Origin of the sequence: Streptomyces venezuelae, from assembly GCF_008642375.1 — a bacterium.
Taxonomy (GTDB): Bacteria; Actinomycetota; Actinomycetes; order Streptomycetales; family Streptomycetaceae; genus Streptomyces; species Streptomyces venezuelae_G.
The window spans coordinates 3,982,625-4,006,396 of sequence record NZ_CP029194.1 but is presented as its reverse complement, the minus strand read 5'-3'; the positions used below and the strand labels follow the sequence as shown (position 1 = coordinate 4,006,396).

Below are 23,772 nucleotides of genomic sequence, written 5' to 3'. Positions count from 1 at the left end.
GGGCCTGGGGCTATCCCCGGGCCCTGTCCCTTTCCAGGGCCAGGACGGCGACGTCGTCCGTCAGCTCGCCGCCGTTCAGCGCCCGCACCTCGGTCACCGCCGCCTCCAGGAGCTCCTCGCCCCGAAGGCCCTCGGACAGCTGCCGGTTGATCATCTCGACCATCCCGTCCTGCCCGAGCCGCGGCGAGCCGGGGCCGGCCGAGCGGCCCTCGATCAGCCCGTCCGTGTACATGAGCAGGCTCCACGCCCCGCCCAGCTCCACCTGACGCCGCGGCCAGCGGGCGCGCGGCAGCAGCCCCAGGGCCGGGCCGCCGTCCTCGTACGGGAGCAGCCGGGCCGCCCGTCCCTGCCGGGCGATCAGCGGTGACGGGTGGCCGGCGAGGCAGAGGCCCGCCCGGCGGCCGTCGGGTGCGATGTCGACGGTGCAGAGGGTCGCGAAGATCTCGTCGCTCTCCCGCTCGTGCTCCAGGACCTGCTGCATCGTCGAGAGCAGCTCGTCCCCGCACAGCCCCGCGAAGGTCAGCGCCCGCCACGCGATCCGCAGCTCGACGCCGAGGGCCGCCTCGTCGGGACCGTGCCCGCAGACGTCGCCGATCATGGCGTGGACGGTGCCGTCGGGCGTGCGCACGGTGTCGTAGAAGTCGCCGCCGAGGAGCGCGCGGGAGCGGCCGGGGCGGTAGTGGGCCGCGAACCGCAGGTCCGAGCCCTCCAGGAGCGGGGTCGGGAGCAGGCCGCGCTCCAGGCGGGCGTTCTCCTGGGCCCGCAGCCGGGACTCGGCCAGCTTCACCTGGACGGCGTCGGCGCGCTTGCGCTCGACCGCGTACCGGATGGCCCGGCTGAGCAGCCGCCCGTCGAGCTCCTCGCGGAAGAGGTGGTCCTGGGCCCCGACCCGTACGGCCTCGGCCGCCAGCTCCGCGTCGGCGGAGGCGGCGAGGGCGAGGACGGCGTGGCGCGGCGCGAGCCGCAGGATGTGGCGCAGCGGGGCGAGCGGGTCGTCCCCGGCGGCGGCGCGGGGGCCGGGCAGGGAGAGGTCGACGAGGACGCAGTGGACGTCGTCGGTGAGGAGCCGCTCGGCCTCGGTGAGGTTGCGGGCGGTACGGATGCGTACGCGGGTGCCGGCGGCGTCCGCCGCGTCCAGGAGTTCGGGCACGGCGAGGACACCCGCCGGGTCGTCCTCGACGACCAGAAGGGTGAGATCGGTGCGATCGCGGTCGGTTCCTGTGCCTGTGCCTGTCATAGCGGTGGCGTCCATAGCGGTGGCGTCGCCGGGTTCCGCATCAGCAGAGACGATTCTCTGGCGCGGTACGGATACGGGCATCGGTCCGGAGCTTCCTTCCCTCCCCCCGAGGGTGCGCAGGGCGCCGGGTGGCGCCCCGCCCGTCCCGGACCCTAGCGGTAGGTCGGTGCGCAGCGGAATGGTGATCAGCGGGGGAGTGACCTCCCCCGCCTTGGCATATGCCGCGGATGGGGAGGTAGTTGTCGCGGGAAAGGCCGCGGGCCGCCGTGGAAGGGGCCCGGCGGCAATGAGAAAGGTCACGCCGGGTCGGGGACGTCCGTCAAGTCGGGGGCGAGATCCGGTCAGAAGGGCGGGATCCGGTCAAAGGGGTTGTCCGGACCCGTCGTGCGCCCGGGGGCGCGCCCTAGCCGGGTCGGACCACTCCCAGGATCTCCATCGAGCCCGCGCCCGCGATGGTCACGTTCCGGCCCGGGCGCGGTGCGTGCACCATCGCGCCCTTGCCGATGTACATCCCGATGTGGCTCGCGTCCTTGAAGTAGACGATCAGGTCGCCCGGGCGCATGTCCTTGACGTCCACACGCGGCAGCAGCCGCCACTGCTCCTGCGAGGTGCGCGGGATCGGGGCGCCCGCCTTGGCCCAGGCGAGCTGGGTCAGGCCGGAGCAGTCGAAGGAGTCCGGTCCCTCCGCCCCCCACACGTACGGCTTGCCGATCTGCGCCGTCGCGAACTCGACCGCCTTCTTGCCCTCCGGGGTCGCCCCCGTCTTGAGGTCGCCGAGGATGCCGGTGTCGAGCCAGCTCGTCTGGGCCCGGTACTGCTCCTGCTCCTCCAGGCGGCGCAGTCGCTCGCGCTCCTCGGCGGCGAGCTCGGACTCCAGCTTCCTGGCCGCGGCGATCTTGTCGTTGATCTCCTTCTTCGCCTGCGCCTGCTTGACCCGGTGGGCCTCCAGCTTGGTCCAGTTGGCGCCGGCGTCCTTGGCGTAGACGCCCAACTCGGCTTGGGTGCGGGTCATCTCGCCGAGGAGGTCGGTGGTGGCCTTCGCACCGGCCTTGAGGCGGCCCGCGGCGTCGAGGAAGAGCTGCGGGTCGTCGGTGAGGACGAGCTGCGCGCCCTCCGGGAGCCCGCCGTTGCGGTACTGGGCGCGCGCGGCGGCGCCCGCCTTGGCCTTGAGGTCCTCGACCTTCTCGCGGCCCTCGACGATCATCCGGGCGAGCCGGACGATCTCGGCGGACTGCTCCTTGGTCTTCTCCTCGGCGAGGTTGTACGCGTCGGTGGCGACGGCGGCCTGCCGGTACAGGCCGTCTATCTCCTTGCGTACCTCCTCCAGGCTCTTCTCGGGGGCCGTCGGAGGGGTCGGGGGGAACGGCGCGGCGGCGGCCTGGAGGGTCAGTGCCGGTGAGGCCAGTACCGCCAGGGCGCAGATCACGGTGATCGCGGCGGTGGTGTGGCGACGTCGGTTCACAAGCTCCCCCTCGTGTGCGGCCCGCATCCATCTGATTTACCGTCAGTAACTTGGCGGCGGCCTTGGCGATAGTGCCATGCGAAACCGGAAAACAACAGGGGAAACCAGGGCCTGTCGGGCCGGTTCTCCTAAGGGGACGAGTGATGCGCGGGTGGCGTTCCCGACGTACGCGAAATTCAGCGGGAGTTGGGGAGACGGAGGGCCGGGGGAGTGGCGGCGGGCTTCTTCGGGGGTGCGGCGGGCGGCCGAGGCGGGCCGCGACGGCGGGGATCGTCAGGGCCGCGGGGCCAGTGCCTCCCAGCGCACCGTCACTTCGCCCTGCCGCCACCGCCGCGGACCGTCCGTCAGCGGCCAGTCCGCCGCCAGTTCGCGTACGGAGCGGATCCAGCGCTGCCGCGCGCCGAGCGAGGCGTACGGGGCGGCCGCCGCCCACGCCCGGTCGAAGTCCCGCAGGAAGGCGTGCACCGGCTCGCCCGGCACGTTGCGGTGGATCAGTGCCTTCGGGAGCCGCTCCGCCAGGTCCGAGGGGCGCTCCAGGGAGCCGAGCCGGGTCGCGAAGGTCACCGTGCGCGGACCGCTCCGGTCGAGGGCCACCCACACGTGCCGCCGTCCGATCTCGTCGCAGGTGCCCTCGACGAGCAGCCCTCCGGGCGCGAGCCGCCCGCACAGCCGGGCCCACACGGCAGCGACCTGCTCCTCGTCGTACTGGCGCAGCACGTTCGCCGCCCGGATCAGGGCGACCGTGCCGGGCACCGGCACTTCGAAGCCGCCGTGCAGGAAGGAGAGGCCCTCGTGCTCGTACGGCCTCGCGGCCTCGACGCGGGCGGGCTCGATCTCGATGCCGTAGAGCCGGGTGCGGGGCTCGGCGGTGCGCAGCCGGGCGAGGAGTTCGACGGCGGTCCAGGGGGCGGCCCCGTACCCGAGGTCGACGGCGAGCGGCGGTTCGGGGGAGCGGCGCAGGGCGGGGCCGTGCGCGGCGGCGATCCAGCGGTCCATGCGGCGCAGGCGGTTCGGGTTGGTGGTCCCGCGGGTCGGGGTGCCGACGGGGCGGGTGGTGCGCGGGGCCATGACACGAGCGTAAGGGGTACGGGAGCGGGGTCGAGGGGGCCCCGTCCCGGCAACGAATTGGCAAAACGCTTCCGCGGGCGGAAATGAAAGGAGCCATTCCGGTGTTGTCGGGGCTGGAGGACGTACGCGCCCTCCGAGAGTCATGCCCGACACGACGCAGCACGGCCGGGCACGACTCGGCACGCCCGACGCAGTTCCGTACGCCCGACCCGGTTCAGTACGCCGGACACAGCACAGCAAGCCCCACCCAGCTCAGCAAGCCCGACACAGCTCAGCCCCGAGGCCGCCCTCGGGATCCCCGAGCGGAAGGACCGCCGACGTGAGCCAGTACGTGTCCCGGTTCGCCGGTACCCGGCACAGGCATCAGGCGCCGACCCGGCTCCGGCTCCCCGGCCGGAACCGCACCCCGCGCCGGGTGGCCATGCTCAGCGTCCACACCTCCCCCCTGCACCAGCCGGGCACGGGCGACGCGGGCGGCATGAACGTCTACATCGTCGAGCTGGCCAAGCGCCTCGCGGCCATCGACATCGAGGTGGAGATCTTCACCCGGGCCACCACCGGCGGCCTCCCCCCGGTCGTCGAGCTCACCCCCGGCGTCCTCGTCCGGCACGTCGACGCGGGCCCCTACGAGGGCCTGGCCAAGGAGGAGCTGCCGGCCCAGCTCTGCGCCTTCACGCACGGCGTCATGCAGGCGTGGGCGGGCCACCGGCCCGGCCACTACGACCTGGTCCACTCCCACTACTGGCTCTCCGGCCACGTCGGCTGGCTGGCCGCCGAGCGCTGGGGCGTCCCGCTCGTCCACGCGATGCACACCATGGCGAAGGTCAAGAACGCGGCGCTCGCCGAGGGCGACACCCCCGAGCCCGCCGCCCGCGTCATCGGCGAGACCCAGATCGTCTCCGCCGCCGACCGGCTCATCGCCAACACGGCCGAGGAGGCCGACGAGCTCGCCCGCTTCTACGAGGCGGACCCCGGCAAGATCGCGGTCGTCCACCCGGGCGTGAACCTCGACCACTTCCGCCCCGCCGACGGACGCGCCGCCGCCCGGGCGCGCCTCGGGCTCCCCCAGGACGCCTTCATCCCGGTCTTCGCCGGCCGCATCCAGCCCCTCAAGGCCCCGGACATCCTCCTGCACGCCGCCGCCCGGCTCCTGGAGCAGGACCCATCGCTGCGCTCGCGCATGGTCGTCCCCGTCGTCGGCGGCCCGAGCGGCAGCGGCCTGGCCAAGCCGGAGGGCCTGCAGAAGCTCGCCGCCCGGCTCGGGATCGCGGACATCGTGCGCTTCCACCCGCCGGTGGGACAGGACCGGCTCGCGGACTGGTTCCGCGCGGCCAGCGTCCTCGTCATGCCCTCGTACAGCGAGTCCTTCGGCCTGGTCGCCATCGAGGCGCAGGCGGCCGGCACCCCGGTCGTCGCGGCGGCGGTGGGCGGTCTGCCCGTCGCCGTGCGGGACGACGTGACCGGCTTCCTCGTCCAGGGGCACGACCCGGCGGACTACGCCCGCGCGCTCGGCCGCTTCGTCGCCGACCCGGCCCTCTCGGACCGGATGGGCGCGGCGGCGGCCCTGCACGCCGGGTCGTTCGGCTGGGACACGGCGGCCTCGGGCACGGCCGACGTGTACACGGCCGCCATGCACGACCACCGGGTCCGCGAGAACCGCCGTCGCGTACGCTCGCACCATGGCTGAGGACGTTCGGCGGATCATCGAGGACACCTTCAACGACGCGGAGCTGGACTGGGAGTCCCCGGAGCCCGGCTCGTACGTCGTGAAGCTCCCGGGCACGCGCAAGCTGTTCACCACCCTGTCGCTCCGGGCGGGCCGCCACTCCCTCTCCCTCAACGCCTTCGTCATCCGGCACCCCGACGAGAACGAGTCGGGCGTCCACCGCTGGCTCCTGGAGCGCAACCTCAAGCTGTACGGGGTGAGTTACGCGGTCGACGGCCTCGGCGACGTCTACCTCGCCGGGAAGCTCCCGCTCTCCGCCGTCACGCCCGAGGAGCTGGACCGGCTGCTCGGCTCCGTCCTGGAGGCGGCGGACGGCGACTTCAACACGCTCCTGGAGCTGGGCTTCGCCTCGGCGATCCGGCGGGAGTACGAGTGGCGGGTCTCGCGCGGCGAGTCGACGCGGAACCTCGACGCGTTCAAGAACCTGACCCAGAAACCCACGCACTGACCTCTTCCGGCAAGGGCCTTCTCCTGCCATGCTCGCGCCCGGCGCAGATCTGAACACCGTTCATATACATGAAAGGTTCAGGGGTATGGCACTCAGCAGAAGGCAGTTCGTCGGCGGCGCGGTGACCGTGGCGGGAGTCGCGACGGCCGGCCTCGGCACCACCGGGTTCACCCCGGCTCCCCGCCCCGCCGGCCTCTGGCGGGAGTTCGAGGCCGCCCCCTACACCCACCCGCAGATCCCTTACGTGGGCCGGGCCGGCGCCCACGCCGGCGCCCGCCGCGCACCTCGCCCGCGGGTCGTGGCGAACGCCGTCACCCACGGGGCGGCCCCCGACGGCTCGCGGGACTCCGCCCCCGCGATCAACCGTGCCCTGGCCGAGGCCGGGGAGCGCGGCGGCGGCACGGTGCTGCTGCCACCGGGCACGTACCGGATCGACGACTACCTGCGGATCGGACACAGCGGGGTCGTCCTGCGCGGCGCGGGCTCCGGCCGTACGACCCTGCTCGCGACCCGGCACCTCACCGAGCTCGTCGGCCCGTACGGCTCCCGCTACGGCGGCGACAAGTCCTCCTGGTCCTGGGCCGGCGGCCTCGTCTGGCTCTCCCCGCACGCCCGGCACGCCTCGCTCGTCGCCGCGATACGGGACCGCGCCTGGCCCTTCGAGGGCTGGACCGGCAACCGCCGCGACGAGTGGACCACGCTCACCGCCCTCCGCCCGGCCCGCCGGGGCGACCGCTCGGTGACCGTCGAGGACCCGTCCGGCCTGGCCCGGGGGCAGCTGGTCCTCCTCCGGCTCGCCGACGACCCCGGCCACACGCTCCTGGAGCACATGGCGGGCGGCGGGCCCGGCCCGGAGGCGTACACCTGGGACGACAAGACCAAGCTGACCTCGTACGTCCCCTTCGAGTGGCCCGTACGGATCACCGGGATCGCGGGCCGCCGCGTCACCCTCGAACGGCCCCTCCCGCTCGACCTCCGCCCCGAGTGGGACCCCCGACTCGTCTCGGGGGCGGACCCGCTCACCGACTCGGGGGTGGTCGGCCTGACCCTGGAGGCACCGCTGCTCGCGCAGTCCCCCCACCTCCTCGACAAGGGCTTCAACGGCGTCACCTTCCAGTGTGCGTACGACTGCTGGGCGGAGGACGTGGTCGTCCGGCACGTCGACAACGGCTTCGGGCTCGTCGCCGCCTCCGCCTGCACCCTGCGCCGCACGCGCGTCGAGGGGCGCGGCTCCCACCACCCGTACTTCTGCCGGGAGGGCGCGCACGACAACCTCGTCGAGGACTTCCGCGTCGCCGCCCGCACGGTCCCCGCCCCGGCGGGCACGCAGCTCCACGGCATCAACGTCGAGGGCCTGTCCAGCCACAACGTCTGGTCGCGCGGGGTCATGGAGACGGGCACCTTCGACACCCACCGGGGCATGCCCTTCGCGAACGTACGGACCGGGATCACCGTCGAGAACGACGGCCGGCACGGCGGCGACGCCTCCGCCGGACCGCTCTACGGCGCCCGGTTCGCCCACTGGAACGTGACGGTGACGAACGGCCGGGCGGGCCTCGTGAAGCTCGACACCGTCGCCCCGTACAGCGCCACGGTCGGCATCAGCGAGGTGCGCGAGTTCGATCAGATCGACGTCCCGGACTTCGCCGGCGAGCTGCACGCGCGCGTGGAGGCGTACGGAAGCCCGGAGTCGGTGCGTCCGCGGAATCTGTACGAGGCCCAGCGGGCACTCAGGGACCGGTGACGGGCACCGGCTCCTTCCGCGCCGCCCGGTACCGGCCCGGTGTCGTGCCGAACTCCCGGCGGAAGGCGTGCGAGAAGGCGTACGGCGAGCCGTAGCCGACCCGGCGGGCGACCGTGGCCAGCGGATCCGGGGTGTCCCGGAGCAGCGCGGCGCCGCGCGTCAGCCGCCACCAGGTCAGGTACGCCATCGGGGGCCGGCCGATCAGCGCGGAGAAGCGGCGGGCCAGGGTGGGCCGGGAGACACCCGCCTCGGCCGCGAGCAGGTCGTTGGTCCACGGGGCGGCCGGGTCGGCGTGCAGCGCCCGCAGGGCGGCGGCGGTCACCGGGTCGCCGAGGGCGCCCGGCCAGGCTCCGTCCGTGGTCTCGGCCAGCCAGGAACGGATCATGTAGACGAGCAGCAGGTCGAGCAGGCTGGGCAGCGCGACGGCCGAACCGGGCCGCCGCTCGTGCGGCTCGCCGCCCAGCTCGCGGCCCAGCAGGTCGACGGCGGCACGGAGTTCGGGGTGGCGGCCGGCGCGGTTCGGGAGGTGGACGAGCGGGGGGAGCTCCGCGAGGAGCGGGTGCGCGTGGCTGCGGTCGAGCCGGTACTTGCCGCAGAGCATCTCCACCTCGCGCGCACGCGTGTCGAAGGCGGGCAGGAGCGGCTGCGGCAGGGTCCGGTCGGCCCATCGGGCGAACGGCACGGCACGCGCCACGGTCGCCGCGTCTGCGGGCGAGTCGGCGACGACGTGCCCCGTACCGTGCGGGAGCAGCACGGCGTCCCCCGCGCCGAGCGCGACCGGTTCGCCGCCGTCGGGCAGGAGCCAGCAGCTGCCCTTCAGGACGACGTGGAACCCGGCCCCGTCGTACGGGTCCAGCCGGGCGCACCAGTCGCCGCCGACCCGTACGCGGTCGGAGGAGGGCCGCCCGACGCGTACGGCGGAGATCGCGTCGCTCACCACGTCCATGGGGGCAGCGTACGGCCACGACCCTCAACAGCGGTGAGACGTACGCATATCCAGGGGAGCGGGCGGAGCATTGAGGGGCTCACGGGCGCTTCCTAGGCTCGACGACATGAACAGGGAGAGCACGGAGAGCGCGGAGAGCGCGGAGAACCGGCAGAGCCTCGTCCTGGGAGACGTCGAGATCATCCGGGTCGTCGAGTGGAAGGGGCCGTTCGGTCCGGCCCGCGGCATCGTTCCGGAGGCCGGGGCCGAGGTGTGGAAGGACAACGAGGAGTGGCTGGCGCCGGACCACTGGGCGCCGGAGAGCGACAGCGCGGTCATGGCGCTGCAGAGCTGGGTGCTGCGCAGCGGTGGCCGGACGATCCTGGTCGACACCGGTGTGGGCGACGGGCGCGAGCGGCCGCACTCGCCGCAGTTCCACCGGCGGCGGGACGACCTCCTGGGCCGGCTGGAACGGGCCGGCGTCCGCCCCGAGGACGTCGACGTCGTCGTCAACACCCACCTGCACGCCGACCACGTCGGCTGGAACACCCGGGCCGGCGAGGGGGACGGGGAGTGGGTGCCGGCCTTCCCGAACGCCGAGTACCTCGTACCGGCCGCCGACGACTTCCACTACGGCCCGGCGAACGGCTACGGCAACGGCCTCCAGGAGGAGGACCGGATCGTCTACGAGGACAGCGTGGCGCCCGTCCACCGGGCCGGGCAGGTCAGGCTGTGGGACGGCGAGCACCGCGTCGACGGGAACCTGACCCTGGAGTCGGCGCCCGGCCACACGCCCGGCTCGGCGGTGCTGCGGCTGGCGTCCGGGGGAGACAGGGCGGTCTTCGTCGGCGACCTGGTGCACAGCCCCGTACAGCTTCTCGAACCGTCCTGCGCCAGCTGCTTCTGCCTCGACCCGGGCCGGGCGGCGGTGAGCCGCCGCCGGATCCTCGAACGGGCCGCCGACGAGCGGGAGCTGGTCGTCCCCGCGCACTTCGGCGGGGCAGGAGCCGTCGAAGTGCGCAGGGAGGGAGAGGGGTTCGGACTCGTGCGGTGGGCGGCGTACGGGACGGGGTGAGGGGGGAGCGGGGAAGGGGGCCGGCGGCTCAGGCGCTGACGGAGGCCTGCTCCGAAGCGCCGTCCCCGGCCTCGGCGTCCTGCCTCTTGACCGCCTTGCCGCCGTGCACGGCCTTGACGGCCTTGACCGCCTTCACGGCCTCGGCGACCGTGACGGCCTCGGTGGTGCCGGCGTCCTGCTGCGTGGGGGTGTCCTCGTCCGCGAGGGCCTTCCGCAGCCGGGTGTAGTAGCCGACGGCGGCGGCGACCCCGATGGCGGCGGTCGCCGTCCACAGGAAATCGGGGCCGGGCCCGCCGACGATCGCGCCGGCCGCGATGGGGGCGACGAACCCGGCGACGGCCCAGGACATGCCCATGACGCCCTGATAGCGGCCGCGGGCGTGCTCGGGGGCGAGCCGGGCGGTGGCGGCGGCGTTCGTCGGGACGTGGATCATCTCGCCGACGGTCCAGACGATCACGGTCGCGGCGAAGGCCACGGGGGAGCCGGCGAGGGCGGTGGCACCGGTGCCGAGGGCGAAGAGGAGGGAGGAGAGGGTCAGCAGGAGGACGGGGGAGCGCTTGTCGGTCAGCTTGTTGACGAGGAGCTGGAAGCCGACGATCACGATGCCGTTGACGGCGATGACCATGCCGTAGGAGGACGGGGCCAGACCCTGGCCCGCCATGGTCAGGGGAAGGCCGATCCAGGGGGCGGTGAAGACGAGGCAGACGAGCAGGTTGAGAAGGACGAGCCTCCGGAAGGGGGCGTCGCGGAGCACGGTCAGCACGCTGACCTTGTCCTCGGCGACGGGCGCGCCCTGCTTGTCGACGCGGGCCTCGGGGCGGGTCTCGGGGAGCCGCAGGAAGACGATGACGGCGCACAGGGTGGTGGCGAAGGCTTCGACGACGAAGAGGGTGCGGTAGCCGAGGAAGGCCGCGGCGCCGCCGCCGATGGAGGCGATGGCGAAGCCGAGGTTGAGGGCCCAGTAGTTGAGGGCGTACGCCCGGCGCACGTCGTGGGCGGGGACGGTGTCGGCGATCGTGGCGTTGATCGCCGGCCGGACGGCCTGCATGGCGACGCCCATGAGGAGGACGACGGTGGCGATGGCCCAGGCGCTGGTGACGACGGCGAGGGCGGCGGCGCAGGCGGCGGCGGCCAGGTGCATCGCGACCATGGTGGGGCGGCGGCCCCAGCGGTCGGTGAGCATGCCGCCGAGCGGCGAGCCGGCGACGCCGCCGAGGCCGTGGAGGGCGACGACGAGTCCGGCGAACCAGGCGGAGTGCCCGAGCTCCTGCGTCAGGTAGAGGGAGAGGAACGTGAGGACGAAGGCCCCGGTCCGGTTGACCAGCGTCGACAGCCAGAGCCACCAGAAACCCGGGGGGAAGCCGGAGACCGTCGCGTGAGCTGATCGTCTGAGCGAGTCGATGGACATGTGTGGCCGGCCCCTTGCTGTTGTAAGCCCCTATCTCGGCATCCGTAACTTACGTATCTCAGGTGCCGGACGCCAGTGAATTGACGACGCGCGTCAATCGTCGGCGGTCGATTAGGCTCGTCCGCATGGCCGACGCACCGTACAAGCTGATCCTCCTCCGCCACGGCGAGAGCGAGTGGAACGAGAAGAATCTGTTCACCGGTTGGGTGGACGTGAACCTCACCGCGAAGGGTGAGAAGGAGGCGACGCGCGGCGGAGAGCTGCTCAAGGACGCCGGCCTGCTCCCCGACGTGCTGCACACCTCCCTCCAGAAGCGCGCCATCCGCACGGCGCAGCTCGCCCTCGAGTCGGCTGACCGCCACTGGATCCCGGTCAACCGCTCGTGGCGCCTCAACGAGCGCCACTACGGCGCGCTCCAGGGCAAGGACAAGGCCCAGACGCTCGCCGAGTTCGGCGAGGAGCAGTTCATGCTGTGGCGCCGCTCCTACGACACCCCGCCGCCGGCGCTCGCCGACGACAACGAGTACTCGCAGGCGCACGACGCCCGCTACGCGACGATCCCGCCGGAGCTGCGCCCGCAGACCGAGTGCCTCAAGGACGTCGTCGAGCGGATGCTCCCGTACTGGTACGACAACATCGTCCCGGACCTCCTCGCCGGCCACACGGTCCTGGTCGCGGCCCACGGCAACAGCCTCCGCGCCCTGGTCAAGCACCTGGACGGCATCTCGGACGCGGACATCGCGGGCCTGAACATCCCGACGGGCATCCCCCTGTCGTACGAGCTCGACGAGAACTTCAAGCCCCTCAACCCGGGCGGCACGTACCTCGACCCGGACGCGGCGGCGGCGGCGATCGAGGCCGTGAAGAACCAGGGCAAGAAGTAGCCCAACGCGTGATCATGGCCCCCACCTGCGGTTTCTCTGCGAGTGGGGGCCATTCCCATGCCTGTGGGCCGTCTGTGGGCCGTCTGTGGGCCGGGTACTCCGCGAGGGAATGGTGACGGGCGGCGGCCCCGACAGGGGGCGGCCCCGGACCCGAAATGCCGGGAACGGGGCCGCCTCGCACGAAGGGCCTAACGTCTAGAGCAGGTTGTACTCCTTCATGTGGCTGTCCTTGATCTGCACCGGCGCCGTGAACGGCCGCGCCGCGTTACCCGTGCCCGAGTACCGGAGCAGCTCGCCCGTCGTCTTCCGGGCCAGCAGGTCCACCTTGCCGTCGGCGTCGATGTCGCCGACCGACAGCAGCCGGTCGTAGACGTTCCACCCGCCGCCGATCTTCGTACGGCCCGCGAACGGCGCCTTGTAGTCGCCCGTGCCCTTGTAGAGCCAGAGGACGCCGGCCTTGTCGCGGGCGGTGATGTCGGCCCTGCCGTCACCGGTCAGATCGCCCTGGCCGGCCAGCTCGGTGTACTGGCCCCAGCCGCCGCCGACCCGCGTACGGGTGGTGAGGCGGCCGTCCGGGTAACCCAGGTAGCTCCACAGCACACCGGCCCTGTCGAGGCCGATCAGGTCGGCCTCCTTGGCTCCGCCGAGAGTGCCGGGCGAGAGGACCGTGCGGTAGATGTCCCAGCCCCGGCCGACGGTCTTGGTCGACAGCCACGGGTTGCCGACCAAGCCGCGGAAGTCCAGCCGGCCGTTCTTGTAGAGGATCCACGTGCCGTAGCCGTACCCGCCATCGTGGCTGTTGTCGACGGGGATGAGGTCGGCGAGGTCCGAGTGATCGATCCCGTCGCCCCCGTCGGTGACGAGGAGCGGCCCTTGGCGGTACCACTCCCACATCTCGTGGGTCTGCTTGTGGATGCCGAACAGGTGGAAGGCGGGCACCGCCACCGGGTCGGCGGCCGGGGCGGCGACGGCGGAGGCAGCGCCGGTAGCCGTCGCCACCGCGACGGCGGTGACGACGAGCGCCGTCCTCAGCCCGGGCCTGCGTTGTTCGAACATGATCGGTTCCCCCCTGCGTCTGTTTCGTTCTCACCCTTCCGACCGGCGAAAGCCCCCCGGGGGTGTCCGGAACCGCGCGCTTTTTCTCCTCCCGACCGTCAGATCATCAGCACGATCCTGGCTCAACGAATAATCACGTCATAAGAAACGACTTCTTACACGTTGTCCGGTGGGCCGCCGTGCGGTCAGCCGACCCGCTGGTATGTCTCCTTCGAGCCCTGGCCCTCGTCGTTGATGAGGATCAGCCGCTCCTCGCCGTCCACCTCGCCGAGGCGCAGCGGGGCCGTCTGCTCGCCGGCCCAGCCGCAGTCCACCTGCGCGAGGAAGTGGCGCCAGGTCTTGTCCGCCTCCGACTGCACGGCCTCCACGCCGCCCTCGCAGGTGTCGCTCCCGTCGCTGGTCCAGAGCTTCCCGTCCGCGGAGATCCGCAGCGTCCAGGGGTTGCCCCCCTTGCCCGTCTCCTTCCACTCACCGACGACCATGGCAAGGGTGGTGACGCCCGGCTTAGCGGCCAGTTCTGCCGGGTTCTGCGGATTCGCGTCTGCCGGATTCGCCGAGAGATCCGAGGTCTCACAGCCCGTCAGGAGAAGTATCGCTCCCAGGGCGGCCCCCGCCGCACCTCGTGTCCATCTATTCATGGGGCCCTACCGTACCCACCCCAAGTCGGCGGTCCGGCAGAGGCATTGGCGCCCGGAGCTACGCCGCGGGTGCCCAGAGTCTCCGGTCGAAGGTGCACCCGGCAGGGCGGTCCTTCTTGCTCTTCGCCCTGACGCATGGCCGGCGGCCGGAGCCGGGCTGTCCCTGGGCCGTCAAAGGGTTCCCGGGGCCCACCCATGCCCTCAGCCACGAAAGAGCCCCCTACCTGCGGCTTCTCCGCCGGGAGGGGGCTCCTTCGATAATCGTGGGCGGGGGCTGTGTCGACTCGTTAGCGTTCTGGACCATGAGCACGTCAGAGATCAGCACGTCACAGGTCAGCACGTCAGAGACCAGCACGTCACTCCGCCTGGAGCGGGTCACCCCCGAGAACGTGGACGCCGCCCTCGCGCTGCGCGTCCACCCCCATCAGGAGCGCAACGTCTCCCCCGTCGTGCGCTCCCTCGCCGAGGCGTACGCCTTCGGGGAGACCGCCTGGCCCCGGCTGATCTTCGACGGGGACGAGCTCGTCGGCTTCCTCATGGCCTTCCTCGACATCCCGTGGGACGAGAAGAAGGACCCCGCCGACCGCCGCAGCGGCCTCTGGCGGCTCAACATCGCCGCCACGGGCCAGGGCAAGGGGTACGGGCGCTTCGCCGTCGAGGCGGTGCGCGACGAGCTCCGGAGGCGCGGCGCGACACAGCTGTACGTGACCTGGGAGCCCGGCGAGGACGGTCCCGGCGAGTTCTACCGCAGGCTCGGCTTCCGTACGACCGGCGAGCTCAGCGGCGATCAGACCGTCGGCGTCCTCGACATCTGAGCCCGGCACCTGTGCACGGGACGGTGAGGGGGCGGGGCACAGGCCCCGGCCCCTCACCGCTCCGGTCAGCCCGAGCAGCCCCCGCACTGGCACGGCGAGCCCGACTGGCAGCCGCAGCCGCAGCCCGAGCCGCAGCCGCAGGCGCCGAGGACGGGCAGGAACTCCGTCCCACGCGGAGCCTCCTGCGGGGAATCGGTCGTCACAGGGGATTCGGCCATGGGGTCCCTCCCTTTCGAGGCGCGCGTCGCCTCCCCCCATTGCATGCCCACTCGGACCGGCGCATCAACGGCGCACAGGCGCCCGCGCCGCCCGACAGGCCTACGCGCCCTCCACCGGCGCGTCCGCCGCCTGCAGCTCGTCCGCGTGCTCACCCGTCACCAGGTACACGACGCGCTTGGCCACCGACACCGCGTGGTCCGCGAACCGCTCGTAGTACCGGCCGAGCAGCGTCACGTCCACGGCCGTCTCGATGCCGTGCCTCCAGCGGTCGTCCATCAGGTGCTGGAAGAGCGTCCGGTGCAGCAGGTCCATCTCGTCGTCGTCCTGCTCCAGCTGGAGCGCCAGGTCGACGTCCTTCGTGATGATGACCTCCGCCGCCTTCGCCATCAGGCGCTGCGCCAGCTGCCCCATCTCCAGGATGGTCGCGTGCAGGTCCCGCGGCACCGCCGTGTCCGGGAACCGCAGCCGTGCCAGCTTCGCCACGTGCTGCGCCAGGTCGCCCGAGCGCTCCAGGTCCGCGCTCATCCGCAGCGAGGTCACCACGATCCGCAGGTCCGTCGCCACCGGCTGCTGCCGGGCGAGCAGCGCTATCGCCCGGGCCTCCAGGTCGTGCTGGAGGTCGTCGACCTTCTGGTCCGCCGCGATCACGCTCTCCGCGAGCTTCAGGTCCGCGTCGAGCATCGCCGTCGTGGCGCGCCCGATCGCCGATCCGACGAGTCGAGCCATCTCGACCAGGCTCTCGCCGATCGAATCCAGTTCCTCGTGGTACGCGTCCCGCATGGATGTCCCTCTCTACGCAAAGCTCCGGGGTCCGGGTGGGGCTTCGGACCCCCACGCTCCCACGTTCGGCTCTCTACGCGTCCGGTTCCACCCCCTCGCGTGAATCACCACTTTCCTCCAGGTGAACTCTGGGCGACACGCGCCACTGCCGCCGTCGCAGCAAATGAACCAACCCCGTCTCCACGGTGAACTCTGAGCGACGACTGTTCGAGGAGCCACTCGGACGGCTGGGAGAGTGTCCTTCGCCCCGCATAACCTGGAGGGCATGGACGTGAACGCGGCGGTCGCCGCATTGGCAGCGATCGCCGGCGTGTGCACCGGCGTGATCGCCATGCTGGCGTTCCGCTGGAGCGAGCGCGACCAGGCGCGACCCACCCGGACCTCCCTGCACACCGACGCCGTGCTCCCGCCCGGCGTCGACACCGTGCTGTCCGTACTGCGCTCGTCCGCGGTCGTCCTCGACGACAGCGACTCCGTGGTGAAGGCCAGCTCGGCGGCGTACGCCCTCGGCCTGGTCCGGGGCGGCAAACTGGCCGTGGAACCCATGCTCAACATGGCCCGCGACACCCGCCGCGACGGGGAGATACGACAGGTCGAGCTGGACCTGGCCCGGCGCGGCACCGGACGCGGCGAGGCCCTCGCCGTCTCCGCCCGCGTCGCCCCGCTGGGCTCGCGGCTCGTGCTGCTCCTGGTCGAGGACCTCACCGAGGCCCGGCGCATCGAGGCGGTACGGCGCGACTTCGTCGCCAACGTGAGCCATGAGCTCAAGACGCCCACGGGCGCGCTCTCCCTGCTCTCCGAGGCGGTCATGGACGCCTCGGACGACCCCGAGGCGGTCACCCGCTTCGCCGGCCGCATGCAGATCGAGGCGACCCGCCTCACCAACCTCGTACAGGAGCTCATCGACCTCTCCCGCGTGCAGAACGACGACCCGCTGGAGGACTCCGAGCCGGTGTCCGTGGACGAACTCGTCGCCGAGGCGATCGACCGCTCCCGGCACACCGCCTCCACCAAGCAGATCGCCATGATCTCCGGCGGCGCCGCCGACCTGCGCGTCTGGGGGAGCCGCGGCCAGCTCGCCGCCGCCCTCGGCAACCTCGTCGAGAACGCGGTCAACTACTCACCGGCCCACACCCGCGTCGGCATCGCGGCACGCAAGATCGCCGCGCCCGGCGGCGACCTGATCGAGATAGCCGTCACCGACCAGGGCATCGGCATCCCCGACAAGGACAAGGAGCGCGTCTTCGAGCGCTTCTACCGAGTCGACCCGGCCCGCTCCCGTGCCACCGGCGGTACGGGGCTCGGCCTCGCCATCGTCAAGCACGTGGCCGCCTCGCACGGCGGCGAGGTCACCGTATGGAGCACCGAGGGTCAGGGCTCCACCTTCACCCTGCGGCTGCCCGAGGCGGGCTCCGCACGGGACCGCCGGCCCGTCTCTTCTCCCACCCCAGATCTCATGACCGAACCGCTTCCCTCCCCGGAGGTCCTTCCGTGACCCGAGTGCTCGTCGTCGAGGATGAGGAATCCTTCAGCGACGCCCTGTCGTACATGCTCCGCAAGGAGGGCTTCGAGGTCGCCGTGGCGGCGACCGGGCCCGACGGCCTCGACGAGTTCGAGCGCAACGGAGCCGACCTCGTCCTCCTCGACCTGATGCTTCCGGGGCTGCCCGGTACCGAGGTGTGCCGCCAGCTGCGCGGCCGCTCGAACGTCCCGGTGATCATGGTGACCGCCAAGGACAGCGAGATCGACAAGGTCGTCGGCCTGGAAATAGGAGCCGACGACTACGTGACGAAGCCCTTCTCCTCGCGGGAGCTGGTCGCCCGCATCCGCGCGGTGCTCCGCCGCCGCGGCGAGCCGGAGGAGGTCACCCCGGCGGCCCTGGAGGCCGGCCCGGTCCGCATGGACGTCGACCGCCACGTGGTGACGGTCTCGGGCGGCAAGGTCGACCTGCCGCTGAAGGAGTTCGACCTCCTGGAGATGCTGCTGCGCAACGCGGGCCGCGTGCTGACCCGTATGCAGCTCATCGACCGGGTGTGGGGCGCGGACTACGTCGGCGACACGAAGACCCTCGACGTCCACGTGAAGCGCCTCCGCGCCAAGATCGAGCCGGACCCGGGAGCCCCGCGCTACCTGGTGACGGTCCGAGGCCTGGGCTACAAATTCGAGCCGTAGACACACCCTCGGCCGGCCATGGAGGCCGGACGCCTGCTCCACGAGTCGCTGTACGTGTGAGCCGTACGCGTGAAGGGGCGCCCCCGACCGGGGGGCGCCCCTTCACGTATGTCCTGCCGCGCGGTCAGTGACCGGCGGTCGTGGCCTCGCCCGAGGGCTCGGCGCCGTGCTCGCCGCCGTGCTCGCCCTCTGCGGGGGCCGAGGCGGTCGGGGAGGAGCCCGGGGGAGCCGGGACGATCGACGGGCCGTAGTCCTTGAAGTAGCTCGTCGCCGGGACGACGAAGGCGTCCAGGCCGACCTGGCCGGTCTTGCTCAGCTTGAAGACGACCTTCTGCGCGTCGCCGTTCCGGGTCGCCTCGGTGCCGTTCTCGATGACGGCGGTGGCGTTGCCCTCGCCGCCGATCACGACGGAGCCGAGCGGCGGCACGGTGATCGGACCGGTGGCGCCGGCGGCGGCCGTCAGCTTCACCGTCGCGCTCGTACCCGGCAGGGTGATCGCGTCGATGGTCTGCGGCGTGCGGCCGTTGTTGAAGACGGTCGCCGAGACGACGGCCGGGCCCTTCACTCCTTGGTGGGGCTGGGTGATGACGAGCGCGTTCTGGATCTTGACGTCGTCCACGGTGACGGCCGCGTTGTCAGGCTTGACGCCGAGCGTCTGCGCGTCGTTGCCCGCACCACAGGCGGACAGCGCGGCGATCGAGAACACGATGGCAGTGGCGGCGAGGGCGCCGCGTCGAAGGCTGCGGCTCACGGCGGCGGCATCTCCTAGGACGAACGGACAGGCTTGAGGACTGAGGACTAAGGAACAGCTAAAGGTGTGTCAGCGCGCTTAGGTTACCGAGCCGCACTCTCCGTCCCGCACCCGACCCGCCCCTAACCGGCCCGCGGCACTCGCGGCGACTCCACCGGGGTGGCTCCGAGGGCCGCTCAAGGGGCCGTCCGGGGAGGTCTCCGCCCGCCGCCGTGAGCAACCCTCCGTGGCCGGATCGCGACCCATTGACCTGTTGTTCACATAACCGCCTTGATCAATTCGGCGGTCGCCCCGCATTCCCGGCGGCCCGCTCCGGAAAATCACGGACCGTCGTCGACCTGATCAATTCCGGAATCACCCCGGCATGCATCCGTACGAGTGGTCGATCCTCGAACGGAGTACGCGAAGATGGGTACTCTGAACCCGACAAACCGGGACATCGCCCCTCCCTGAAGGGGCTCCAGGTGCGTGTAACGTGCGCGTTTCTCTCCGTCCGCACAGCCGCTCCGACCTGCGAATACCGCCTTCCGGAAGCCCTCCGCAGCACGTTCGTGATGCTGTTGTCAAGCCCCGAGATATGCTCTGACCTGCGAAAACGCCATTCAGAAGAAGCCGTATCCGTGTTACCCTGGATAGCCACGGAAGGGGTACCTGTCACATGACGTTCAAGGTTGGCGACACCGTGGTCTATCCCCATCACGGGGCCGCGCTGATCGAGGCCATCGAAACTCGCCAGATCAAAGGCGTGGACAAGACCTACTTGGTGCTCAAGGTCGCGCAGGGCGACCTGACGGTTCGTGTACCGGCGGACAATGCGGAGTTCGTCGGAGTTCGCGACGTGGTCGGTCAGGACGGGCTGGACCGGGTCTTCGAGGTGCTGCGCGCGCCGTACGCCGAAGAGCCGACGAACTGGTCCCGTCGCTACAAGGCAAATCTCGAGAAGCTCGCCTCCGGCGATGTCATCAAGGTCGCCGAAGTAGTTCGCGACCTGTGGCGCCGGGAGCGCGAGCGCGGGCTGTCCGCCGGTGAGAAGCGGATGCTTGCCAAGGCTCGGCAGATCCTGGTGAGCGAGCTGGCTCTCGCGGAGAACACGAACGAGGACAAGGCCGAGGCTCTCCTCGACGAGGTCCTCGCGTCCTGAGTGAGCGCGCTCTGAATCGCCTCCGGGTGATTCGCTCCGAGCGTGCTTCCAAGTGAAGCGATGCCGCGGTGCCCGCTGGCGCGCTGTGAACCACACAGCGCTGTCGTCGGGCGCTGCGGCATGTTCGCGTACGCATGCGGAGCGTACGCACGGCCGTACGCACCCGGCTCGACCGCTCCCTGAAAAAGCCGTCGTCCCCTGCGTACCGCTGAAGAGAACCCGCACCCCCTGTTACGTCCGAACCCCTGTGCTCACGCGCTGACGCCTCGACCGTCGTCACGGAAAGGGCCCGGTCAAGGCGTCGCGTCCGGCACGGTGAGGCCATACCCATGTCGGCCGCGGAAACAAACCTGCCGGAGTGCAACCGATGTCAGACGAAGCGCGTCCTTCTCGTACCGCCGTGGTGATCCCGGCGGCCGGACGGGGCGTACGCCTCGGCCCGGGCGCCCCCAAGGCGCTCCGCGCGCTGAACGGCACCCCCATGCTGATCCACGCCGTCCGCGCGATGGCCGCCTCCCGCGCGGTCTCGCTCGTCGTCGTGGTCGCCCCTTCCGACGGCGCCGCCGAGGTCAAGCACCTCCTCGACGCCCACGCCCTCCCCGAGCGGACCGACTACCTCGTCGTCCCCGGCGGCGACACCCGCCAGGAGTCCGTCCACCTCGGACTCCAGGCGCTGCCGGAGGGCATCACCACCGTCCTCGTCCACGACGCGGCCCGCCCCCTGGTCCCCGTCGACACCGTGGACGCCGTCATCGAGGCCGTACGGGACGGGGCCGTGGCCGTCGTCCCCGCGCTGCCCGTCGCGGACACCGTCAAGGAGGTCGAGCCGGCCGAGAAGCCGGGCGACCCCGAGCAGGTCGTCGCCACGCCGGTCCGCGCCCGCCTCCGCGCCGTCCAGACCCCGCAGGGCTTCGACCACGACACACTGGTCAACGCCCACGCCACGATCGCCCTCACCGGCGAGGGCGCCACCGACGACGCCGGCATGGTCGAGCGGCTCGGCGCGCCCGTCGTCGTCGTGCCCGGCCACGAAGAGGCCTTCAAGGTGACCCGCCCCCTCGACCTCGTCCTCGCCGAGGCCGTACTCGCCCGCAGGAGGGCCAACGATGGCTTCTGAGCTCCCCCCGAACACCCCCGCACTGCCCCGGACCGGCATCGGCACCGACGTCCACGCCTTCGAGAAGGGCCGCGAACTCTGGTGTGCGGGCCTGCTCTGGGAGGGCGAGGAGTACGGGCTCGCCGGGCACTCCGACGGTGACGTCGCCGCCCACGCCGCGTGCGACGCCCTCTTCTCCGCCGCCGGCATCGGCGACCTCGGCGCCCACTTCGGCACCTCGCGCCCCGAGTGGTCCGGCGCCTCCGGCGGCACCCTCCTCGCCGAGGCCGCCCGGATCGTCCGCGCCGAGGGCTACGAGATCGGCAACATCGCCGTCCAGGTCGTCGGCGTCCGCCCCAAGGTCGGCAAGCGCCGCGACGAGGCCCAGAAGGCACTGAGCGAGGCGGCCGGCGCGCCGGTCTCCGTCTCCGGCACGACCACCGACGGGCTCGGTCTGACGGGCCGCGCCGAGGGCCTGGCCGCCCTCGCGACCGCCCTCGTCTACCCCGTGACGCGCCGGGACCACTGAGTCCCAGGGGGGGGTGATCCCGGGCGAATCCGGGGGAACCCGGGGGAATCCGGGAAAGAATCGTGCCCCGCGAATCGTCGACAGGTCGCGGGGCACTACCACACGCCCACTACCCTGGAGTGGTGACTATTCGCCTGTACGACACCAGCGCCCGGCAGATCCGTGACTTCACCCCGCTCACACCGGGCTGCGTCTCGATCTACCTCTGTGGCGCGACCGTGCAGGCCGCCCCGCACATCGGCCACATCCGGTCGGGGCTGAACTTCGACATCATGCGCCGCTGGTTCGCCTACCGCGGCTACGACGTCACGTTCATCCGGAACGTCACCGACATCGACGACAAGATCATCGCCAAGGGTGCGGACCAGGGCCGCCCCTGGTGGTCGATCGGCTACGAGAACGAGCGTGCGTTCAACTCCGGTTACGACGCGCTCGGTTGCCTGCCGCCCACCTACGAGCCCCGCGCCACCGGGCACGTACCCGAGATGATCGAGATGATGCGGGGCCTCATCGAGCGCGGTCACGCGTACGAGGCCGACGGCAGCGTCTACTTCGACGTGCGCTCCTTCCCGGGCTACCTGGAGCTGTCCAACCAGGACATCGACGACCTGCGGCAGCCCGCCGAGGACGGCATCACCGGCAAGCGCGACCCGCGAGACTTCGCGATGTGGAAGGCGACCAAGCCGGGCGAGCCCGACTGGGAGACGCCGTGGGGCCGCGGCCGCCCCGGCTGGCACCTGGAGTGCTCGGCCATGGCCCACAAGTACCTGGGCTCCGCCTTCGACATCCACGGCGGCGGCCTCGACCTGATCTTCCCGCACCACGAGAACGAGATCGCCCAGGCCAAGGCCTACGGCGACGACTTCGCGAAGTACTGGGTGCACAACGCCTGGGTCACCATGGCCGGCGAGAAGATGTCGAAGTCGCTCGGCAACAGCGTGCTGGTGTCGGAGATGGTCAAGAACTGGCGTCCCATCGTCCTCCGCTACTACCTGGGCACCCCGCACTACCGCTCGATGATCGAGTACAGCGAGGAGTCCCTGCGCGAGGCCGAGTCGGCGTTCGCCCGTATCGAGGGCTTCGTCCAGCGCGCCACCGAGAAGGCCGGGACGACCGTCGCCCCCGCCGCCGAGGTGCCGCCGGCCTTCGCCGAGGCCATGGACGACGACCTGGGCGTGCCGCACGCGCTCGCGATCATCCACACCACCGTCCGCCAGGGCAACAGCGCCCTCGCCGCGGACGACAAGGACGAGGCCATCGCCCGCCTCGCCGAGGTCCGCGCCATGCTCGGCGTCCTCGGCCTGGACCCGCTCGACCCGCAGTGGGCCGAGGAGTCCGGTGGCGGCGAGGAGCTCCACGGCGTCGTCGACACCCTCGTACGGCTCGTGCTCCAGCAGCGCGAGTCGGCCCGCGAGCGGAAGGACTGGGCGACCGCGGACGCGATCCGCGACCAGCTGAGCCACTCCGGTCTCGCGATCGAGGACAGCCCCGACGGCCCCCGCTGGACGCTGGGCAACCGTTAGAAGACGTGCCGCTCGGGGCTCCGGGCGGCACACTTCAGTTAAAGACTTGTGTACGCAGGCAATAGAGGAAACAGGTAGTCATGGCCGGGAACAGCCAGCGCAGGAACCGTCGCACGTCCAACAAGAAGGGTGCGACGGTCGGCAGCGGTGGCCAGCGGCGCAAGGGCCTCGAAGGCAAGGGCCCGACCCCCAAGGCCGAGGACCGCAAGGGCCACAAGGCGTTCCGCGTCTCCAACGCGATGGCCCGGCAGGCGGCCAAGCGCAAGCCCGTCGCGCGCCGCGGCGGCAAGGGGACGTCCGAGATGGTCGTCGGCCGCAACCCGGTCTTCGAGGCGCTGCGTGACGGCGTGCCCGCCACGACCCTGTACGTGCAGCAGTTCATCGACAACGACGAGCGCGTGCGCGAGGCCCTGAACCTCGCCACCGGCCGCGGCAACATCCACATCATGGAGGCGCCGCGCCCCGAGCTCGACCGCATGACGAACAACCTGAACCACCAGGGTCTCGTCCTCCAGGTCCCGCCGTACGAGTACGCGCACCCCGAGGACCTCGCCGCGGCGGCCTACGACGCCCACGAGGACCCGCTGATCGTCGCCCTCGACGGCATCACCGACCCGCGGAACCTCGGCGCCGTCGTCCGCTCCGTCGCGGCCTTCGGCGGCCACGGTGTGGTCGTCCCCGAGCGCCGTGCCGCCGGCATGACGGCCGGTGCGTGGAAGACCTCGGCCGGTACCGCCGCCCGCACCCCGGTCGCCCGCGCGACCAACCTGACCCGCTGCCTGGAGCAGTACCAGAAGGCCGGCCTGACGGTCGTCGGCCTCGCCGCCGACGGCGACCACGAGGTCCACGAGCTGGAGGCGCTGTCCGGCCCGGTCGTCATCGTCGTCGGCTCCGAGGGCAAGGGCCTGTCCCGCCTCGTCGGCGAGACCTGCGACTTCCTCGTCCGCATCCCGATGCCGGGCGGCGCCGAGTCGCTCAACGCCGGTGTCGCCGCGGGTGTCGTGCTGTACGAGGCGGCTCGCCGCCGTATGGCGTAACACCGGGCGCGACGCCCGACGTCGCACCCCTTCGTACG

The 23,772-nt window shown here is 71.8% G+C and carries 23 protein-coding genes; 13 read left to right on the top strand and 10 right to left on the bottom strand.

From position 1 onward, the window contains the following. Window positions 1-10 precede the first annotated feature (10 nt). The 3 genes from DEJ46_RS18175 to DEJ46_RS18165 form a co-directional block, all read right to left on the bottom strand. Window positions 11-1,318, bottom strand: a complete 1,308-nt coding sequence (locus DEJ46_RS18175; protein ID WP_150267777.1) for a PP2C family protein-serine/threonine phosphatase — start codon at window positions 1,316-1,318, stop codon at window positions 11-13. 322 nt (window positions 1,319-1,640) lie between these two features. Further along, complete coding sequence (locus DEJ46_RS18170) at window positions 1,641-2,699, bottom strand: C40 family peptidase (protein WP_150267775.1); 1,059 nt, start codon at window positions 2,697-2,699, stop codon at window positions 1,641-1,643. Window positions 2,700-2,972: 273 nt separating this feature from the next. Then, entirely contained in the window at window positions 2,973-3,767 is a 795-nt protein-coding gene (locus DEJ46_RS18165) for a class I SAM-dependent methyltransferase (protein ID WP_150267773.1), read from the bottom strand. A gap of 319 nt (window positions 3,768-4,086) precedes the next feature. On the opposite strand from DEJ46_RS18165, the gene mshA reads away from it, so the two are divergent. The 3 genes from mshA (at window position 4,087) to DEJ46_RS18150 (ending at window position 7,685) form a co-directional block, all read left to right on the top strand. After that, entirely contained in the window at window positions 4,087-5,454 is a 1,368-nt protein-coding gene (gene mshA / locus DEJ46_RS18160) for a D-inositol-3-phosphate glycosyltransferase (protein WP_150267771.1), read from the top strand. Further along, window positions 5,447-5,941 carry a YbjN domain-containing protein gene (locus DEJ46_RS18155; protein WP_150267769.1) on the top strand — a complete coding sequence of 165 codons (495 nt, stop codon included), beginning with the start codon at window positions 5,447-5,449 and terminating at the stop codon, window positions 5,939-5,941. Before mshA ends, DEJ46_RS18155 begins: the two co-directional genes overlap by 8 nt. An 85-nt stretch (window positions 5,942-6,026) precedes the next feature. After that, entirely contained in the window at window positions 6,027-7,685 is a 1,659-nt protein-coding gene (locus DEJ46_RS18150; protein WP_150267767.1) for a glycosyl hydrolase family 28-related protein, read from the top strand. Here DEJ46_RS18150 and DEJ46_RS18145 read toward each other — a convergent pair. Beyond that, complete coding sequence (locus DEJ46_RS18145) at window positions 7,672-8,631, bottom strand: AraC family transcriptional regulator (RefSeq protein WP_150267765.1); 960 nt, start codon at window positions 8,629-8,631, stop codon at window positions 7,672-7,674. The two genes, DEJ46_RS18150 and DEJ46_RS18145, sit on opposite strands and share 14 nt — an antisense overlap. Window positions 8,632-8,737: 106 nt before the next feature. Between DEJ46_RS18145 and DEJ46_RS18140 the strand changes: the two genes are divergently transcribed. Then, a complete protein-coding gene (locus DEJ46_RS18140; protein ID WP_150267763.1) occupies window positions 8,738-9,685 on the top strand; it encodes an MBL fold metallo-hydrolase in 948 nt (315 codons plus the stop codon). 28 nt (window positions 9,686-9,713) lie between these two features. Here the strand turns inward: DEJ46_RS18140 and DEJ46_RS18135 are convergent, their stop codons facing one another. Then, window positions 9,714-11,093, bottom strand: coding sequence for an MDR family MFS transporter (locus tag DEJ46_RS18135; protein ID WP_150267761.1), 1,380 nt, complete (start codon window positions 11,091-11,093; stop codon window positions 9,714-9,716). A gap of 125 nt (window positions 11,094-11,218) precedes the next feature. Between DEJ46_RS18135 and DEJ46_RS18130 the strand changes: the two genes are divergently transcribed. Next, the gene (locus tag DEJ46_RS18130; RefSeq protein WP_150267759.1) at window positions 11,219-11,977 is read left to right on the top strand and encodes a phosphoglyceromutase; all 759 of its coding nucleotides are present in this window, start codon (window positions 11,219-11,221) and stop codon (window positions 11,975-11,977) included. Between the two features lie 195 nt (window positions 11,978-12,172). On the opposite strand, the gene DEJ46_RS18125 is transcribed toward DEJ46_RS18130, so the two are convergent. Beyond that, window positions 12,173-13,033, bottom strand: a complete 861-nt coding sequence (locus DEJ46_RS18125) for an FG-GAP repeat domain-containing protein (protein ID WP_150267757.1) — start codon at window positions 13,031-13,033, stop codon at window positions 12,173-12,175. 185 nt (window positions 13,034-13,218) lie between these two features. Further along, a complete protein-coding gene (locus DEJ46_RS18120) occupies window positions 13,219-13,515 on the bottom strand; it encodes a hypothetical protein (RefSeq protein WP_150267755.1) in 297 nt (98 codons plus the stop codon). 458 nt (window positions 13,516-13,973) lie between these two features. On the opposite strand from DEJ46_RS18120, the gene DEJ46_RS18115 reads away from it, so the two are divergent. Then, window positions 13,974-14,486 (top strand): GNAT family N-acetyltransferase, encoded by a 513-nt coding sequence (locus DEJ46_RS18115; protein ID WP_150267753.1) that lies wholly within the window; start codon window positions 13,974-13,976, stop codon window positions 14,484-14,486. A 65-nt stretch (window positions 14,487-14,551) separates the two neighbouring features. Here DEJ46_RS18115 and DEJ46_RS39190 read toward each other — a convergent pair whose 3' ends face one another. Both DEJ46_RS39190 and phoU read right to left on the bottom strand, forming a co-directional pair. Further along, window positions 14,552-14,704, bottom strand: a complete 153-nt coding sequence (locus DEJ46_RS39190; RefSeq protein ID WP_190622734.1) for a hypothetical protein — start codon at window positions 14,702-14,704, stop codon at window positions 14,552-14,554. 100 nt (window positions 14,705-14,804) lie between these two features. Continuing rightward, window positions 14,805-15,485: a phosphate signaling complex protein PhoU gene (phoU, locus tag DEJ46_RS18110; protein WP_024756335.1), complete on the bottom strand. Its 681-nt coding sequence runs from the start codon at window positions 15,483-15,485 to the stop codon at window positions 14,805-14,807. 265 nt (window positions 15,486-15,750) lie between these two features. On the opposite strand from phoU, the gene DEJ46_RS18105 reads away from it, so the two are divergent. Both DEJ46_RS18105 and DEJ46_RS18100 read left to right on the top strand, forming a co-directional pair. Continuing rightward, window positions 15,751-16,980 carry a sensor histidine kinase gene (locus tag DEJ46_RS18105; RefSeq protein ID WP_150267751.1) on the top strand — a complete coding sequence of 410 codons (1,230 nt, stop codon included), beginning with the start codon at window positions 15,751-15,753 and terminating at the stop codon, window positions 16,978-16,980. Next, entirely contained in the window at window positions 16,977-17,657 is a 681-nt protein-coding gene (locus tag DEJ46_RS18100; protein WP_017242433.1) for a response regulator transcription factor, read from the top strand. The genes DEJ46_RS18105 and DEJ46_RS18100 overlap by 4 nt, the downstream gene beginning before the upstream one ends. A 124-nt stretch (window positions 17,658-17,781) precedes the next feature. On the opposite strand, the gene DEJ46_RS18095 is transcribed toward DEJ46_RS18100, so the two are convergent. Next, window positions 17,782-18,408: a DUF461 domain-containing protein gene (locus DEJ46_RS18095; protein WP_150267749.1), complete on the bottom strand. Its 627-nt coding sequence runs from the start codon at window positions 18,406-18,408 to the stop codon at window positions 17,782-17,784. 658 nt (window positions 18,409-19,066) lie between these two features. On the opposite strand from DEJ46_RS18095, the gene DEJ46_RS18085 reads away from it, so the two are divergent. From DEJ46_RS18085 to rlmB, 5 genes are all read left to right on the top strand, one after another. Beyond that, window positions 19,067-19,549, top strand: a complete 483-nt coding sequence (locus tag DEJ46_RS18085; RefSeq protein WP_003953493.1) for a CarD family transcriptional regulator — start codon at window positions 19,067-19,069, stop codon at window positions 19,547-19,549. Between the two features lie 367 nt (window positions 19,550-19,916). Further along, the gene (gene ispD / locus DEJ46_RS18080; protein ID WP_150267747.1) at window positions 19,917-20,666 is read left to right on the top strand and encodes a 2-C-methyl-D-erythritol 4-phosphate cytidylyltransferase; all 750 of its coding nucleotides are present in this window, start codon (window positions 19,917-19,919) and stop codon (window positions 20,664-20,666) included. After that, window positions 20,656-21,174 carry a 2-C-methyl-D-erythritol 2,4-cyclodiphosphate synthase gene (gene ispF, locus DEJ46_RS18075; protein ID WP_150267745.1) on the top strand — a complete coding sequence of 173 codons (519 nt, stop codon included), beginning with the start codon at window positions 20,656-20,658 and terminating at the stop codon, window positions 21,172-21,174. Before ispD ends, ispF begins: the two co-directional genes overlap by 11 nt. A gap of 122 nt (window positions 21,175-21,296) precedes the next feature. Next, window positions 21,297-22,697 (top strand): cysteine--tRNA ligase, encoded by a 1,401-nt coding sequence (gene cysS, locus DEJ46_RS18070; protein ID WP_150267743.1) that lies wholly within the window; start codon window positions 21,297-21,299, stop codon window positions 22,695-22,697. 80 nt (window positions 22,698-22,777) lie between these two features. After that, entirely contained in the window at window positions 22,778-23,734 is a 957-nt protein-coding gene (gene rlmB / locus DEJ46_RS18065; protein ID WP_150267741.1) for a 23S rRNA (guanosine(2251)-2'-O)-methyltransferase RlmB, read from the top strand. Window positions 23,735-23,772: the final 38 nt, after the last annotated feature.